The following is a 17,053-nucleotide window of genomic DNA, read 5'->3' on the forward strand; positions in this document are numbered from 1 at the left end:
AATTTCAATTAAATAACTTCCATTATTCGTTACCATAACGGATAATGAATTATCTAAACGGAGGTCACTGAAATGGCTAAAGACATGAATGACAGCGCAACGCTTGAATTGATTCCTGCTGCTAAGAAACGTGGCCGTCCGGCTAGTGGCAAAGCTTTAACTAATGCTGAGCGCCAGCGTCTTTTTAGGGAAAGAAAAAAAGACAGAGTACAAATAGATTTGTCCTCTGATGATTGGGCTGTTCTTTCTGCAATTCTTCGTATGCAATATGAATCTGACTCAGGCAACAAAGAAGGGCAGGTTATTTATTCTCATATTGTTGAGCAGGTTTATCTTGCAGGCGCTAAACGTTCTGGCATGCCGGCCTGGTTTGATGAAAATCGGTACAAAGAACCTGTTACCGTAACGGAAAATCAACCCGCCCAAGAAAGCGTTAGCGTAACGGAAATTGAGGTTATTGAGGACAAACCCGTTACCGTAACGAAAAAGACTCGTACAAAAAAGGGTCATGCTGTAGTGCTTCCTCGTTCGCTTGGGGCAGAGCCGTTTACGGTAACGGAAATCCCCAATACGTCTAAATCCGTTACTGTAACGAAAAACAATTTCCCTGCTCGTTATGCGCATCCAGCTGAGCCTTTATTGACCTGGACTGGTCGGGGTCGTAAACCGTTATGGGTTCAGGAATGGCTCGCGGCTGGTGGCAAGCTCGAGTACCTGGAAATTCCTACGGCAACGCCGTTACCGTAACGAAAACTCCACTCGTAAAAATGCCCAGGTGCTCGCCCTGGGCTTTTTTGTAACTACCTCCCGCAATTTATTAAGCACGCTCTAGTGCTTGTTCTTCCCTGGGGTGCATTCTTTTCAGCACGCTAGCGTACTCATCTAGTGTTCGCTGTGGGGGTGTTCTTGGGATCCGTAGCGGCATGAGTCCTATCTGCCTGACGATCGAATCTCTTTGCCTGTCTTTCTCTTCTTTCCCAATGTGCGACCGGTCATCAAGTTCTATGATCGCGATCATTGTGAGGTCTGTCTTGCAGATCACGAAGTCCGCTACTTTCTGGCTCATTGTTCTGCGCAGCCCTTCGTTGTCGAATTTGCTCCCTCCTTCAGTGTCGATAATCTGGCTAAAGGCTACTTGAGGAAAAACGAGGAAGTCAGGTGATAGGCTTTTTGTCAGTCGGTTAAAGCACTCTTGCTCACGTTGCGTGAGCAGAGTTTTCCCCTTGAGCTTGAACCTGGCATTGCCAAATTTATTTGAGCTTGCCTTGTATTCGGGTTCATTTTTTTTTGCCCCGGCTTCTTCTTTTTTTAATTTCAGTTCACTGCTTTTGCTGCTCTTCATGAATGCAGCGACGACTATCAGGACAATGAGAATGATTGCAATCGTTGTCATGTTTTTCTCACGCGTTACGGTAACGGCGATGCTAGACGAATAAACTCTACATGCAAACCCATCTTATTCGTCACCGTAACGAAAATAGAGAGAGGCCACGCCACGGCTCTTTTGCAGACAGTAAAAACGGTGTAGAGCGATTAGTTATGGTCAGCCCCGCGCTCGCGCGCCCGTGGGGGCCCCATGCCGGCGTTTTGTGCCGGCAATGGGCGGAACGGGGACTAGCTCGGCCTTGGCCGAGCGTAGTAGGGCGTTGTGACATGTTTGCATTGCGCCGCCCTGGGCCGCGTAGCGGCCTAGACGGGTGACTGGTAATACCCGTCTTTTTTCTCATTTTGAGAAAACCGGTAGGAGGGCGGCAGCATCGAAACGGCGCTGCAAGGCGCGCCAGGACTGGCTTTTGGTGCTTTTCAACAGAGCGCGTCTTTTTTCTCAAGAATGAGAAAGGGAATGCCGGTGGGATGGCTTGGCTAGCAGCCTTCGTCGGGGTCTATGATCCGGTTCAGCATTGCGCCGAACTTGGCTTGTCGGTGGCAGTTCTCTCGGTAGAAGTCCCGCTCGATCATGAGCCGTTCGATCAGCTCCGCTTGTTGCACGACAAGGCGCTTGGCCCGGCGATAGTCATGCATTAGCGCGATTTCTTCGTAGTTGATGCGCTCGCCCGTGGCTGGGCAGATTAGCGCCTGGCCATCGTTGGCCAGCTTCCAGCCCCAGAACGGGCCGAACTGTGTTCCTAGCACTGTGGACGTTTTGTTGGCCAGGTAGAGATAGGCCAGCTTGGGGACTGGTTTATGTCCAGATCGCCAGCGGCCAACCTCAGCAACGTCTACGCCGATCTCTGCGGCAATTTCCGTTACGTCACGAAAACAAACAGCCCGGACGAGATCGTCAGGGCTGCATGGGAACTCACACCAAGGTAGCTTGCGTTTCATTTTGCTGCGGATAGTTGTTGCTCGAACCCCCAACGATGGAAAGTGTTGTGTTTTATTAACCTGTACAAAAGGACAGGGAATTGAACCATTTGAGCAGGCTGCGGACCCTGCGCCGTATGTTTCTAAGATTTGACATAATATACATTATGCGAACATAAGGGTAAACCAAGGCACCGCCAGAACCCGCCTGAAGCCCACCCCTGGGCTTCAGTGGTTCAATCGCTTTTAGGCAAGCCGCTGATGATAGGCCCAAGGTCCAAAAACTGTTCCAGCATGTCCGCCAGCTTGTCGATATTGGTTTCTCGCAGCGCCGGGTAATCCAGCGCCACGGGTTCTTGCAATCCGGCCCAGCGCAGGATGGCCTGGCAGGCGGCCGGCTCGTCGAAGACGCCGTGCAGATAAGTGGCCAGGATCTGATCATCTTCCGAGCGCGCGCCGTCCGCGCCGCCGTCCTTGAAATGCAGCGCCGGCCGCTGCAGCGCCGGCCCGGCGCTGACGCCCATGTGGATTTCGTAGCCGGTGGCCTCGGCGTGGTCCAAGGTCAGCCGGCCGCACATCCGCGTCAGTCGCTTTTCCGGCGCCAGCGTGGTTTCCATATCCAGCCAGCCCAGTCCGTCGCCGCTGCCCGGTTCGCCTTCCAACCCGTCTGGATCGTGGAGCTTGCGGCCCAGCATTTGCAAGCCGCCGCAAATGCCCAGCACCTTGCCGCCGTAGCGCAGATGGCGGCGTATCGCTTCTTCCCAGCCCTGCGCCCGCAGCCAGGCCAGGTCCGCCAGCACGCTCTTGCTGCCGGGTAGCACGATCAGATCGGCCGGTGGGATGGGCGCGCCGGCGCGCACCAGGGTGAATTCCACTTGTGGATGCAGGCGCAGCGGATCGAAATCGGTGTGGTTGCTGACGCGCGGCGCGGCCGGGGCGATGATGCGCAGCTTGTCGCCGGAGCCGCTCGCGCCGCCCGGCTTGTCCAGGCCCATGCTGTCCTCGGCCTCCAGGTGCAAATCGTGCAAATACGGCAGCACGCCCAGCACGGGCTTGCCGGTATGCCGTTCCAGCCAATCGATGCCGCTATTGAGCAGGCTGGGGTCGCCGCGGAAGCGGTTGATCACCAGGCCGATCACCCTGGCGCGCTCGGATTCCGACAGCAGCGCCAAGGTGCCGGCCAGGTGAGCGAATACGCCGCCGCGCTCGATGTCGGCCACCAGGATCACCGGGCAATCCACCGCTTCGGCGAAGCCCATATTGGCGATGTCGCCGTCGCGCAGATTGATCTCGGCCGGGCTGCCGGCGCCCTCGGCGATGATGCACTGGTATTGCCCCGCCAGCCTGGCGTGGGACGCCAGCACCGCCTTCATCGCCACCGGTTTGTAGTCGTGATAGCCGCGAGCCTCCATATTCCCTATCGCCCGCCCGTGGATGATGACCTGAGAACCGGTATGGCTGTTGGGCTTCAACAGTACCGGGTTCATATCGGTATGCGGCTCCAGCCCGCAGGCCTGCGCTTGCACCGCCTGCGAGCGGCCGATCTCACCGCCGTCCACCGTCACCGCGCTGTTCAGCGCCATGTTCTGCGGCTTGAACGGCGCCACCCTCACGCCACGGCGGGCCAACAGCCGGCACAAGCCGGTGGCCAGCGCGCTCTTGCCGGCATCGGACGTGGCGCCCTGAATCATGATGGTCTTGGCCATGGCATTCCCCCTGCACATAGATGGCGAACAAGGCTTAGAATGGCGGCTTGATTCATTCCGGCCATCCCAAACCCTAAAAATTTGCGCATTGGATACCTCCAAGCGGCGGTCGGCCATTATATAAGGTTGTGTGTTGAATTCCGCATTGTTTCTACCGCTAGCGCTGTTGCTGGACCGCCTGCTGGGCGAGCCGCGGCGCTGGCATCCATTGGTCGGCTTCGGTCGACTGACCCGGGCCGTTGAGCGCTTTGCCTACCCCTCCTCGCCCGATGCCGAGCCCCGCTGGCGCATGCGTCTGCGCGGCGCCCTCTCCGTTTCACTCTTGATCCTGCCTCTGACGCTGGCGGCCTGGCTGCTGGCCCGGCTGCCGCTGCTGTCAGCCATTGTCCCGCTTGTTCTGCTCTACCTGGCGGTGGGCGCCAGGAGCTTGGCTCAGCATGCGGAGGTGGTCAGACAGGCGCTGGCCGACGGCGATCTCGCCTTGGCCCGTGAACGGGTGGGTTGGATCGTCAGCCGCGACACGAGCGAGCTGGATGAGGCCGGGATTGCCCGCGCCACCATTGAGTCGGTGCTGGAAAATGGCTGCGACGCGGTCTTTGCCGCGCTGTTCTGGTTTCTGCTGCTGGGCGCGCCCGGGGCGGTACTGTACCGGCTGTCCAACACGCTGGATGCGATGTGGGGCTATAAGAACGCCCGCTATTTGCATTTTGGCTGGGCCGCCGCCCGCCTCGACGATGTGTTGAACTATGTCCCGGCGCGGCTGACCGCCCTCACCTATTTGCTGCTGGGCCACCCGGCAAGCGGCTGGCGCTGCTGGAGAGCGCAGGCGCCCACTTGGTACAGTCCCAACGCCGGCCCCGTGATGGCGGCCGGCGCCGGCGCGCTGGGCGTCTCCCTTGGCGGCGGCGCGCGCTACCATGGCCAGTGGAAGGAGCGCCCGCCCTTGGGCTGCGGCCCCGCGCCCACGCATCAGGACATCGGCCGCGCGGTGCGCTTGGTCGGCCGCGGCGCATGGCTGTGGGCCGGTCTTTCCCTATTGTGGGCTGTTTTGATTGGAGTCATGCATGCTTGAACACGGAGGCGGCCTGCTGCGCGCGGCCGCTGAATACGGTATTCCGCCTGGGGATTGGCTGGACCTGTCCACCGGCGTCAATCCCAATGGCTGGCCAGTGCCGCCGCTGTCCGCCGACGGCTGGCTGCGGCTGCCGCAGGACCAAGACGGGCTGGAAGCGGCGGCGGCGGAATATTACGGTTGCGGGCAACTGTTGCCGGTGGCCGGTTCTCAACCCGCCATCCAGGTGCTGCCGCGGCTGCGAGCGCCCTGCCGCGTCGGCATGTTGACCTTGTGCTACGCCGAACACCCCTACCAGTGGCAAAGGCGCGGACACCGCGTGGAACGGTTCACGCCGGACGGGCTGGCCGCGAATATTGATCAGCTGGACGTGGTTCAAATCTGCAACCCCAACAACCCCACCGGAGACCGTTTTGAACCGGCTTTGCTGGAAGACTGGCGGCAAAGGCTGGCGGAACGCGGCGGCTGGCTGCTGGTCGACGAAGCGTTTCTGGATGCGTCGCCGCGGGACAGCATGCTCCCCCATATCGGCAAGCCGGGCCTGATCGTGCTGCGCTCGGTCGGCAAATTCTTCGGCCTGGCCGGCGCCCGCGCCGGTTTCGTGTTCGCCCAGGCCGCGCTGCGGCAGGCCTTGGCCGAGGAACTGGGGCCTTGGGCCATGGCGGGTCCGGCGCGCGAAGCGGTGACGCTGGCGCTTGGCGACACCGCGTGGCAGCAATCCATGAGGAGCAAGCTGCTGCGCGATAGCGCGCGGCTGCGGAACTGTCTGGAGCGGCACGGGCTCGCCCCGGCCGGCGGCTGCGAACTGTTCCAGTGGGTTCCCGGCGAGGCCAGCCGGCCCTTGCATCGCCATCTGGCGGGGCTCGGCATCTTGAGCCGTTATTTCGAGTCCCTGCCCAGCTTGCGCTTTGGCCTGCCTAGCGGCGAACAGGACTGGGCGCGGCTGGAACAGGCCTTGGCGGATTGGCGGCGATTGTAATTAAAATCAAAACGCCAGCTGTTCACAGCCTGGTTTTTGTCACGTATCATCCGACCCCATCATGACGGTGCCCCAAAAACCTGTGTGCGAGCTCGCCAGCCAAGATGCGCGGCAGCTCGTAACAGGTTCTCAGAGGGTGAAACGGGAACGCGGTGCAAGACCGCGGCTGCCCCCGCAACTGTAAGCGCAGAGTCCACGCCTAAAGCCACTGGCCCCTAAACGGGCCGGGAAGGCGGCGCCGGACGGCGACGCGCGAGCCAGGAGACCGGCCGTCATACGTGTCGACGCAAGCAGAAACCGGGCGGGGTGTACCGGGGGATACGCACATGCGCCGCTCATGAACACTCGGCGACCTGTGCCCTCGTTTGCGCGACGGAAATCGTCTCCGAGGGCACCATGCATTCATCCACCGCGCCGTCCGCCGGCCGCCGTCTGGCGCAGCACGCGCCGATACTCGCCGGGCTGATCCTGGCCAATCTGCTGGCCTGGGCCTGGGCTTTCGCCGCCTTCGCCGATCACCCGGCCCAACTCGCCACCGCCCTGCTCGCCTATCTGTTCGGCCTGCGCCACGCGGTGGACGCCGATCACATCGCCGCCATCGACAACACCGTGCGCAAGCTGATGCAGGAAGGCCGCCGACCGTCGGCGGTGGGCCTGTTCTTCTCCGCCGGCCACTCCGCGGTGGTGGTCATCGCCGTCGCCCTGATCGTGTTCGCCGCCAGCGCGCTGCAAAGCCGCGTCGCCGGCTTCAAGGAGATAGGCGGCGTTATCGGCACCAGCGTGTCGGCCTTCTTTCTGCTGACGCTGGCGCTGATCAATCTGTCTTCCTTGCGCGCGGTATGGGGCGCTTTCCGCCGCGCCCGCGCCGGCGAGGCCATTTGCGACGAGCAGCTGAATCTGCTGCTGAACAACCGCGGCCTGATCGCGCGCCTGCTCAAGCCCTTGTTTCGCATGGTGACCAAGAGCTGGCATATGTTGCCCATCGGCTTTTTGTTCGGCCTGGGTTTCGACACCGCCACTGAAATCGGCCTGTTCGCCATCGCCACCTCGCAAAGCGCCAACGGCGTGGCGCTGTGGCACATCATGGTGTTCCCGGCGCTGTTCGCCGCCGGCATGGCGCTGGTGGACACGCTGGACAGCATGATGATGGTGGAAGTCTACGGCTGGGCCTTCGTCAATCCGGTGCGCAAGCTCTGGTACAACCTGACCATCACCTTCGTTTCCGTCCTCGTCGCCGTCGGCATTGGCGGGCTGGAGGGCCTGGGCCTGCTGGCGGACAAGCTGCAGCTCACCGGTGGCTTCTGGGACCTGATCTCAGCGCTCAACGACGATCTGGCTCATTTCGGCTACTTCGTCATCGGCGTGTTCCTGCTGACGTGGCTTGCCTCCGCCGCCATTTATAAATGGAAGCGTTTTGACCAACTGACGCCGGAGGCGCGATGAGAACCCACGACAAACACGTGCTGATGTGCACCGGCCCGCGCTGCACGCCGGACGGCCAGGGTTCGGAAGCGATGTTCCTGCACCTGGGCCGCAGCATAGACGCTTGCGAAGGCCTGCGCGCCAAGCGCACCCGCAGCCACTGCTTCGCCGTGTGCAAGGAAGGCCCGGTGATGGTGGTGTATCCGGACGGGGTCTGGTACCGCAAGGTGAATGAAAGCGATATCGAACGCATCGTCTGCCAGCATCTGAAGGGCGGCGTTCCGGTCGAGGAATTGGTGTTCCATAAAACCGGCGTCGGCGACATCGAAACGGAGGCGCAGGCATGAGCGCCGCACTCGCCTTGTTGAGCCACGCCGGCACCGATCTCGCCGCGCTGTCGCGCGCGCGCTGGCCGGAAGACTTCCCCTCCGTGTCTGGCATCTCGCTGCAAGGCATTGCCGACGAGACCGCGATGCAAGCACTGCTGGACGGCCAACTGGCCCAGGCCCGCGCCATCGTGCTGCGCGTGCTGGGCCGCGCCGACGCGATACCCGGCCTGGAGCGGTTGCTGGCCCACGCGCGCCGGCTGCAGACCGCGGTCATCGTGCTCAGCGGCACCGGCGAGCCGGACCCGGAGCTGCAAGCGCTGTGCAGCGCGCCGGTATCGCTGCAGCAGGACGTCCACGCCTATCTGCAGGCCGGCGGCAGCGCCAATCTGGGCGAGCTGATGCGCTGCCTGGCGGACAGGCTGCTGCTGACCGGCTTCGGCTACCAGCCGCCGCTGCCGCTGCCCGAGCACGGCGTTTACCACCCGGAGCTGAGCGCGCCCTGCTCGCTCGCCGACTGGCTGGAAATCCGCAACCCGGACTGGCCCACCGTGGGCCTGTGCTTCTACCGCGCCCACTGGCTGTCCGGCAACACCCGCTTCATTGATCTATTGGTCGATTGCCTGGCCGAGCGCGGCGTCAACGCGCTGCCGGTGTTCACCTCGTCCTTGCGCACGATTCAAGACGGCGGCCTGCCTGCGGCGCTGGCGCTGCTGGCCGATCCGCGCGCCAAGGTGTCCTTGCTGATCAACACCACCTCGTTCGCGATGGGCGACATCAACAACGACGGCCCCACCCAGCCCGGCTGGGCGGTGGAGGCTTCGGACCGGCTGAACCTGCCGGTGCTGCAGGCCATCACCAGCAGCATGACGCGCGAGCAATGGGAAGCCTCGGACCGCGGCTTCAACCCGCTGGACACCGCGATGAACGTGGCGCTGCCGGAATTCGACGGCCGCATCATCGGCGTGCCGCTGAGCTTCAAGCAGCCGGCCATGATCGACCAGCCCGGCCAGGCCGAACAATACGCGCCGCTGCCGGACCGCGCCCGCCGCCTGGCCGGCATCGCCGCCCGCCTGGCGCGGCTGCGCCATGTGGAAAACGCCGACAAACGCATCGCCTTCATCTTCACCAACTCCAATAGCAAGGCCTCGCAGATAGGCAATGCGGTGGGCCTGGATTCCCCGGCCTCCTTGTACGCGATGCTGCGCGGCATGCAGGGCCGCGGCTACCAGATGGACCCGCTGCCGCCGGACAGCGACGCGCTGATGCATGAGCTGATAGACCGCGGCGCCTACGATCAGGATTACCTGAGCGCCGAGCAGATGCGAAACGCCGCCGCCCGCGTGCCGGCCCAGCGCTACCAGGCCTGGCTCGACGAGCTGCCGGACAGTCTGCGCGACAAAATGCTGCAGCGCTGGGGCCAGCCGCCGGGCGGCGCTTACGTCGACGGCGACGAACTGGTGTTTTCCGGCCTGGATTACGGCCATGTCTTCGTCGCGCTGCAGCCGCCGCGCGGCTACGGCATGGACCCGGACGCCATCTACCACACGCCGGACCTGCCGCCCACCCATCATTACTACGCGCTGTACCGCTGGTTGCGCGACGACTGGCGCGCCGACGCCATCGTCCACGTCGGCAAGCACGGCACGCTGGAATGGCTGCCGGGCAAGGGGGTGGGCCTGTCGCAGAACTGTTTCCCGGATGCGCTCTTGGGCGACATGCCGCTGTTCTACCCCTTCATCGTCAACGATCCGGGCGAAGGCTCGCAGGCCAAACGCCGCGGCCACGCGGTGATCATCGACCACCTGACGCCAACGATGACCACCGCCGACAGCTACGGCCCGCTGGCGCAGCTGACCCAGTTGGTGGACGAGTACTACCAGGTGGAGCTGCTGGACCCGAACAAGCTGCCGCTGTTGCAGCAACAGATCTGGGACCTGATCAAGGAGGCCAAGCTCGACACCGACCTGGCGGCGATGCTGAAACATGATCACGAGCATGAGCACGAACATGAGCACGAGCCTCGCCACGATCATGATCACCCGCACCCGCATGGCGGACATCATCACGCGCCCGCAGCCGTCCACGGCAAATACCGGCCGCAGGCGGCCAAACCGGCTGCCGCGATGAAACCGGCGACGGCCGCGGCGGCGAAGTATCGCCCAGCCAAGGCCGCGCACGGCCACGATCATGGCCACCACCATCACCATCATGGCGACCACCACCATCACCGCGGCCACCATGATCACCATGACCATCACGGCCACAGCCACGACCACCACGATCATGACCACGACTGGGACGACACGCTGAACGAAGACGGCGTGCCCTTGAGCCTGGCCAAGATGGACGGCGTGGACGTCGCCCACCTGATTGAGGACATCGACGGCTATCTGTGCGAGCTGGGCGCGGCGCAGATCCGCGACGGCCTGCACGTGCTGGGCAACGCGCCGCAGGGCGAGGCGCTGGTCGACATGCTGCTGGCGCTGACCCGCTTGCCCAACCTCGGCATCCCCGGCCTGCCCGCCAGCGTGGCGGCGGCCTGCGGCGGCGACTGGACGCTGTGGCAGCAGGATCAGGGCAAACGGCTGAGCGACACCCCCGCAGCCTTGCAGGCGCTGGCCGGCCCGCCCCTGGTCACCCGCGCCGACGCGCACGACGCGGTGCTGAAGCTGGCGCGCGGCTTGATCGCCGAGCTGGCCGCGCGCGGCTACGACAGCGCCGCCGTGCCGGCAGCCGTCGCCGCCGTGCTGCCCGGCATCGAACCGAACGCCGATCTGGAACGCGTGCTGACCTTCGTCTGCGCTGAGCTGTGCCTGAAGCTGGCCCGCACCGCGGAGGAGATAGACAATCTCTTGCGCGGCCTGGAAGGCGGCTACGTGCCGGCCGGCCCCAGCGGCGCGCCCACGCGCGGCATGGCCCACATCCTGCCCACCGGCCGCAATTTCTACTCGGTGGACCCGCGCAGCCTGCCCTCCAACGCCGCCTGGCGCATCGGCGACGGCCTGGCGCGCGAGATGCTGGCCCGCCATCTGAAGGAAACCGGCCAGTATCCCGAATCGGTGGCCATCAGCGTGTGGGGCACCAGCGCGATGCGCACCCATGGCGACGACATCGCCGAAATCCTGTCCCTGCTCGGCGTCAAGCCGCACTGGCAGCAGGAAAGCCGCCGAGTGCAGGGTCTGGAAGTGATCCCCCTGGCCGAACTGGGCCGGCCGCGCATCGACGTCACCGTGCGCATCAGCGGCTTCTTCCGCGACGCCTTCCCGCATCTGATTGCGCTGATCGACGAGGCGGTGCACACCGTGGCGCGGCTGGACGAGCCGCTGGAGCAGAACTTCCTGCGCAAGCACTACCTGGCCGACCTGAAAAACGAGCTGCTGGGCGCCCTGCCCGACGCCGACGCGCAGTCGCTGTACCGCGTGTTCGGCGCCAAACCGGGCAGCTACGGCGCCGGCATCCTGCCGCTGATCAACGAGCAGAACTGGCAGAACGACGCCGACTTCGCCACCGCCTACGTCAACTGGGGCGGCTACGCCTACGGCCGCGAGGCCAACGGCGCCGACGCCCGCGACGCGCTGCGCCACCGGCTGGCCGGCGTGGAAGTGGCGCTGCACAACCAGGACAACCGCGAACACGACATCTTCGACAGCGACGACTACCTGCAATACCACGGCGGCATGATCGCGACGATACGCAGCCTCAGCGGCCGCCAGCCGCGCGCCTTCTTCGGCGACAGCCACAATCCGGAAGCGCCGGCGGTGCGCGGGCTGAAGGAGGAAGTGCTGCGCGTGTTCCGTTCACGGGTGGCCAACCCCAAGTGGATAGCCGGCATCCAGAAGCACGGCTACAAGGGCGCGCTGGAGCTGACCGCCACCGTCGATTATCTGTTCGGCTACGACGCCACCGCCCAGGTGGTGGACGACTGGGTCTATGAACAACTGGCGCAAAGCTACGCGCTGGACCCGGCGATGCAACAGTTCTTCGCCGACAGCAACCCCTGGGCCTTGAACGCCATCACCGACCGTCTGCTGGAAGCCGCGCAGCGCCAGTTGTGGGCGGAGCCGGACCCGGAGACGCTGGCCGCCCTGCGCCAGCTGCACCTGGATAGCGAGGCGCTGCTGGAAGCGCGCGGAGAGAGCAAAGCATGAAACCCCAAAACACAATGAGCCAGGGCAACACTTGGAAAGCAGGGAAATGAAAACCGGAAAAATCCCATCGTTTCCCGGAGCATGGGCGCAGAAGCATCCACATCGCCCCGCTGCGCCCAATTCCGTGTCTTTCCGTGTGCTTCCGCGGCAAATAAGGGTTTCAGCATGAGCCCGATTTACCCCTTCGCCGCCGTCGTCGGCCAGCAACAATTGAAGCAGGCGCTGTTGATCTGCGCGGTGGACCCCACCGTCGGCGGCGTGCTGGTGCGCGGCGACAAGGGCAGCGCCAAGAGCACCGCCGCGCGCGGCCTGGCCGCCGTGCTGCCGCCCATCCGCCGCGCCGCCGGCTGCGGCTACAACTGCGAGCCGGACCACCCGCTGCCGCTGTGCCCGGTGTGCTCCGGCGACGCGCGCGCGCTGCATGACGGCCCGGTGCCCTTCATCAACCTGCCGCTGGGCGCCACCGAGGACCGGGTGCTGGGCAGCCTGGACTTCGAAAAAGCGCTGCAAGGCGGCAAGCAGGCCTTCAAGCCCGGCCTGCTGGCCGCAGCCCACCGCGGCATGCTCTACATCGACGAAGTGAATCTGTTGGCCGACCATCTGGTGGACGTGCTGCTGGACGCCGCCGCGATGGGCGTCAACACCGTGGAGCGCGAGGGCCTGGCGGTCAGCCACCCGGCGCGGGTGACGCTGCTTGGCACCATGAACCAGGAAGAAGGCGATTTGCGGCCGCAGCTGCTGGACCGCTTCGGCCTGATGGTGGACGTGGCCGCGCCGCGCGAGCCTCTTCAGCGCGCCGAGGTGGTGCGCCGCCGCCTGGCCTTCGAGGCCGATCCGGCCGGCTTCGCCGCGCAGTGGCAGGCCGACAGCGAGGCGCTGCGCGCCAAGATCGCCGCCGCCCGCGCCTTGCTGCCGCAAACCCGGCTCAGCGATAGCTTGTTCCACTTCGTCAGCGAGCTGTGCTGCGAATTCGAAGTCAGCAGCTTGCGCGCCGACATCGTGCTGAACAAGGCCGCCCGCGCGCTGGCGGCGCTGGACGGCCGCGTCGACGCCTCCGCCGAGGATATCCGCGACGCCGCCCGGCTGGTGCTGCCGCACCGCCGCCGCAGCAAGCCGTTCGAACAGAGCGGGCTGGATCAGGACAAGCTGGAACAGATGACGCGGCAAGCGTCGAATCCGCCGCCTCCGCAGGAGCGGAACGGCGCCGACCAGCCGCCGCCGGATGGCGACGGCGAACAGCAAGCGGACACGTCCGGCCATGGCGGCGAGCAAATCTTCGCCGCTGCGCCGGCCGGCGACATCGCCCGCATCCGCGTCCAGGCTCCCTCCTCCGGCGACGCCGCCGGCCGCCGCAGCGACGGCGCCAGCCGTCAGCGCGGCCACTATGTGCGCGCCGAGGCCAATCCGCAGCCGGCCCAGCTGGCGGTGGACGCCACCCTGCGCCACGCGCTGCTGCGCGACCCCAACAACTTCGCGGTCACCCGCGCCGACCTGCACGACAAGGTCCGCGTCGCCAAACAGGGCAATCTGATCCTGCTGGTCGTCGACGCGTCGGGATCGATGGCGGCGCGCCAGCGGATGGAACAGGTCAAGGGCACGGTGCTGAGCCTGCTGGAAGACGCTTACCGCCGCCGCGATCAGGTGGCGCTGATCGCCTTCCGCGGCCAGCAGGCGGAACTGCTGCTGCCGCCGTGCAACCGCGTGGAACAGGCCGAACGGGCGCTGCGCGAGCTGCCCACCGGCGGCCGCACCCCGCTGGCGCACGCGCTGGCGCTGGCCGCCGACACGCTGTCCCGCCAGCTGGGCGGCCCGGCGCCGCTGCTGGTCATCCTGAGCGACGGCCGCGCCAATGTGGCGCTGGACGGAGACGGCGACCCGTGGCGGCAGGCGCTGGACCTGGCCGGCCAGTTGGCCGGCACGCCGACGCTGGTGCTGGACACCGAGCAGGACTTCGTCCGCCTGGGCCGCGCCCGCGAACTGGCCGAGGCGCTGGGCGCCGAATACCTGGCTTGCGACGCCCTGACCGGCGAGCAACTGACATTGACGATTCGACAAAGACTGGGCCGCTGAGATGACGGGCAAGGTTTATCTGATAGGCGCCGGTCCCGGCGACCTGGACATGCTGACGCTGAAGGCCGCGCGCTGCCTGCGGCTGGCCGATGTGGCGCTGGTGGACGATCTGGTGCATCCGGATATTCACACCCTGCTGCGGCCGGACGCTGAAATCGTGCCGGTCGGCAAGCGCGGCGGCCGGCCGTCTACGCCGCAGGCCGCCATTGAGCAAAGAATGATGGACGAGGCCCGCGCCGGCAGGACGGTGGCGCGCCTCAAGGGCGGCGACCCCTTCGTCTTCGGCCGCGGCGGCGAGGAAATGCTGAAGCTGCAAGCGGCCGGCATCGAGGTGGAGATCGTCAACGGCCTCAGCGCCGGCCTGGCGGTGCCGGCCACGCTGGGCATTCCGCTGACCCACCGCCATTTCGTCCACGGCGTCACTTTTGTCTCCGGCCACCCGCATCAGGACGGCGACGAGCCCAACTGGCGGGCGCTGGCGCAAAGCGGCATGACGCTGGTGATCTATATGGGCGTCAAGCGGCTGCCCTTGATCCGCGCCGAACTGCTGCGCCACGGCCTGAAACCCGACACCCCGGCGGCGGCGATAGAAAACGGCACCCTGCCGCAGCAGCGCCAGGTGCTGAGCACCCTGGACGCGCTGGAACAAGACATGAGCGCGGCCGGCATCCACAAGCCCGGCGCTGATCGTCATCGGACCGACGGTGGCGCTGGCGTCCTGTAGCCCGTCCGCCGCCAATGAAACAAGGAAAGAACTCGCATGATCATCTGCATAGGCGCCGGACCCGGCGACATCGGCTACCTGCCGCAACGCTCGGCCCAACTGATACGCGAGGCCGACGTGGTGGCCGGCTTCAACGCGGTGGTGGACGTGGTGCGCCCGCTGATCCCGGACACGGCCGAAGTGATCCAGATGGGCTACCGCGACCAGGTGGCGCAGCTGGACATCGTCGCCGAGCGCCATCGCGCCGGCAAAAACTGCGTGGTGGTGTTCATGGGCGACATCCACTTCAGCGGCTTCCAGTATCTGGAGCGGGTGGAGCGCGCCTGCGGCCACCCGGTGGAAACGATACCCGGCATCTCGTCGGCGCAGATCCTGGCCTCGCGCGGCAAGGTGTGCTTCGACGAAACCAGCTTCATCACCTTCCACCGCCGCGGCGACCTGACCCCGTTCAAGCGTCACCTGGTGCATGTGTTGCAGGACGGCCGCAACGCCATCGTGATCCCCTGCCCCTGGGACGAGGCGCGTTCCTTCATGCCCTGGCACATCGCCGCCTATCTGCTGGAAAACGGCATCCCGGCCGGCCAGCAGGTGGAAGTGTGGGAAAACCTGACCCGCAACGAGGCGGAATGGCGCGGCACGCTGGCCGAGTGCGCGGAGCAGCGCTTCTCCGACATGAGCATCATGCTGATCCGCACGCTCGCGCCGATGGACAGCCAGATCGAGCCGACCCACAAATGAGCCAGCAAGACTACGCCATCGTGCTGGCCGGCCACGGCAGCCGCGACCCGGACGGGGTGAACGAATTCATGCAGCTGGTGGACGCGCTGAAGGCGCGCGCCGGCGAGCGCCAGGTGGCTCACGGCTTTCTGGAGTTCGCCCGCCCCACCATAGACGAGGCGGTGGACCAGGTGCTGGCCGCCGGCGCCAAAACCGTGGTGATGGTGCCCGGCGTGCTCTTGGCCGCCACCCACGCCAAGAACGACATGCCCAGCGAGCTGCTGGCGCTGCGGCAGGCGCATCCGGGCATTGACTTTCACTTCGGCGCGGCGCTGGACCTGCATCCGCGGCTGTTGGCGCTGTGTCGTCAACGCATCGTCGAGGCCGAGGCGGCGTCGCCGCACACCGTGTCGCGCAACGACACCTGTCTGGTCGTTGTCGGCCGCGGCACCTCGGACCCGGACGCCAACTCCGAAATCTCCAAGCTCACGCGCATGCTGGAAGAAGGCCTGGGCTTCGCCGCATCCTTCGTCTGCTATTCCGGCACCGCCAAACCCTTGGTGGCCGATGGCCTGCGCGCCGCCGCCATGCTGGGCTACCGCCGCATCGTGATGCTGCCCTACTTTCTGTTCGACGGCGTGCTGGTCAAGCGCATCTACGGCGCGGCGGCGGACCTGGCGGCGCGCCATCCGGAGATCGAGGTGCTGAGCGCCGGCTATCTGGGCCCGGACGAGCAAGTGGCCGAGGTGTTCCTGGAACGCGCGCAGGAGGGCGTGGAAGGCCGCGCGGCGATGAACTGCGCGCTGTGCAAGTACCGGGTGCAGATCGTCGGCTTCGAACAACAAGTGGGCGAGCCGCAGCGCGGCCACCACGGCAAGGTGCGCGGCCTGCTGGAGCGCGAGCCCAGCTCCAGCCAGCCGCCGGCCTGGAAACGCTACACCCCGCACCCGATAGAAGCGGAAAGCATGCGCATCATCAATGAGGGCCGCGACTGGTCGGCCTTCCCCGCCGAGCAGCGCACCGCGCTGATGCGGCTGGTGCACACCACCGGCGACTTCAACAGCGTGGACGAGCTGTTTTTCTCGCCCGGCGCCTGCGAAACCGGCATGCGCGCGCTGCTGCGCTGCCGCCGCGTGGTCACCGACGTCACCATGGTGGAAACCGGCCTCAAGCGCGAAGTGCTGCGCCAGCTGGAAGTGGAAACCTGGTGCGGCGTGCACGACGAGGAAACCCGGCTGCTGGCCGAAGCCAACGGCATCACCCGCTCCGCCGCCGGCATCCGCCGCGCTTGGCAGAAGTTCGGCAACGACTGCGTGGTGGCGATAGGCGACGCGCCCACCGCCATCCGCGAGGTAGTGCGCCTGGTGCGCGATCACGGCTGGCGGCCGCAGCTGGTGGTGGGCCTGCCGGTGGGCTTCGTCGGCACCCGCGAATGCAAGGACGAGCTGCGCGCGCTGCTGCAAGTGCCGCGCATCACCAATCGCGGCACCCGCGGCGGCTCGCCGTGGGCGGCCACCGTGGTCAACGCGCTGATGATAGACGCGATCGAACACGTGCATCAGCAGCAGGAAGCCTGAGCCCG

13 protein-coding genes and 1 riboswitch are annotated in these 17,053 nt (G+C 65.3%); of the genes, 10 read left to right on the plus strand and 3 right to left on the minus strand.

The annotated features are described in order from the left end of the window. The first annotated feature begins 72 nt into the window (after positions 1 to 72). The gene (locus tag QUG03_RS07895; protein ID WP_500819786.1) at positions 73 to 747 is read left to right on the plus strand and encodes an H-NS histone family protein; all 675 of its coding nucleotides are present in this window, start codon (positions 73 to 75) and stop codon (positions 745 to 747) included. 70 nt (positions 748 to 817) lie between these two features. Here the strand turns inward: QUG03_RS07895 and QUG03_RS07900 are convergent, their stop codons facing one another. The 3 genes from QUG03_RS07900 to QUG03_RS07910 form a co-directional block, all read right to left on the minus strand. After that, positions 818 to 1,393, minus strand: coding sequence for a DUF2726 domain-containing protein (locus tag QUG03_RS07900; protein WP_500819787.1), 576 nt, complete (start codon positions 1,391 to 1,393; stop codon positions 818 to 820). 470 nt (positions 1,394 to 1,863) lie between these two features. Then, complete coding sequence (locus tag QUG03_RS07905) at positions 1,864 to 2,325, minus strand: hypothetical protein (protein WP_500819788.1); 462 nt, start codon at positions 2,323 to 2,325, stop codon at positions 1,864 to 1,866. A 215-nt stretch (positions 2,326 to 2,540) separates the two neighbouring features. Then, on the minus strand, positions 2,541 to 4,010 hold the full coding sequence (locus tag QUG03_RS07910; protein WP_500819789.1) for a cobyric acid synthase: 1,470 nt from the start codon (positions 4,008 to 4,010) through the stop codon (positions 2,541 to 2,543). Positions 4,011 to 4,140: 130 nt separating this feature from the next. Here QUG03_RS07910 and cbiB point away from each other — a divergent pair, with 130 nt between their 5' ends. The 9 genes from cbiB to QUG03_RS07955 all read left to right on the plus strand — a co-directional run bounded on the left by cbiB (position 4,141) and on the right by QUG03_RS07955 (position 17,048). After that, positions 4,141 to 5,082, plus strand: coding sequence for an adenosylcobinamide-phosphate synthase CbiB (gene cbiB / locus QUG03_RS07915; protein ID WP_500819790.1), 942 nt, complete (start codon positions 4,141 to 4,143; stop codon positions 5,080 to 5,082). Continuing rightward, complete coding sequence (gene cobD, locus QUG03_RS07920) at positions 5,075 to 6,061, plus strand: threonine-phosphate decarboxylase CobD (protein WP_500819791.1); 987 nt, start codon at positions 5,075 to 5,077, stop codon at positions 6,059 to 6,061. Before cbiB ends, cobD begins: the two co-directional genes overlap by 8 nt. Positions 6,062 to 6,166: 105 nt before the next feature. Further along, positions 6,167 to 6,349, plus strand: a riboswitch (cobalamin riboswitch). A 108-nt stretch (positions 6,350 to 6,457) separates the two neighbouring features. Beyond that, complete coding sequence (locus tag QUG03_RS07925) at positions 6,458 to 7,504, plus strand: HoxN/HupN/NixA family nickel/cobalt transporter (RefSeq protein ID WP_235088681.1); 1,047 nt, start codon at positions 6,458 to 6,460, stop codon at positions 7,502 to 7,504. Next, positions 7,501 to 7,830 (plus strand): (2Fe-2S) ferredoxin domain-containing protein, encoded by a 330-nt coding sequence (locus QUG03_RS07930; protein WP_107800024.1) that lies wholly within the window; start codon positions 7,501 to 7,503, stop codon positions 7,828 to 7,830. The genes QUG03_RS07925 and QUG03_RS07930 overlap by 4 nt, the downstream gene beginning before the upstream one ends. Then, entirely contained in the window at positions 7,827 to 11,960 is a 4,134-nt protein-coding gene (locus QUG03_RS07935) for a cobaltochelatase subunit CobN (RefSeq protein ID WP_500819792.1), read from the plus strand. The genes QUG03_RS07930 and QUG03_RS07935 overlap by 4 nt, the downstream gene beginning before the upstream one ends. Before the next feature lie 165 nt (positions 11,961 to 12,125). Further along, a complete protein-coding gene (locus QUG03_RS07940; protein ID WP_500819793.1) occupies positions 12,126 to 14,030 on the plus strand; it encodes a putative cobaltochelatase in 1,905 nt (634 codons plus the stop codon). Position 14,031: 1 nt separating this feature from the next. Continuing rightward, positions 14,032 to 14,754: a uroporphyrinogen-III C-methyltransferase gene (gene cobA, locus QUG03_RS07945; protein WP_500819794.1), complete on the plus strand. Its 723-nt coding sequence runs from the start codon at positions 14,032 to 14,034 to the stop codon at positions 14,752 to 14,754. A 36-nt stretch (positions 14,755 to 14,790) separates the two neighbouring features. Continuing rightward, the gene (locus QUG03_RS07950; RefSeq protein ID WP_235088674.1) at positions 14,791 to 15,492 is read left to right on the plus strand and encodes a cobalt-precorrin-7 (C(5))-methyltransferase; all 702 of its coding nucleotides are present in this window, start codon (positions 14,791 to 14,793) and stop codon (positions 15,490 to 15,492) included. After that, positions 15,489 to 17,048 carry a precorrin-8X methylmutase gene (locus QUG03_RS07955; RefSeq protein ID WP_500819795.1) on the plus strand — a complete coding sequence of 520 codons (1,560 nt, stop codon included), beginning with the start codon at positions 15,489 to 15,491 and terminating at the stop codon, positions 17,046 to 17,048. Before QUG03_RS07950 ends, QUG03_RS07955 begins: the two co-directional genes overlap by 4 nt. Positions 17,049 to 17,053 lie beyond the last annotated feature (5 nt).

This window comes from Chromobacterium sp. CCUG 30098 (genome assembly GCF_059916605.1).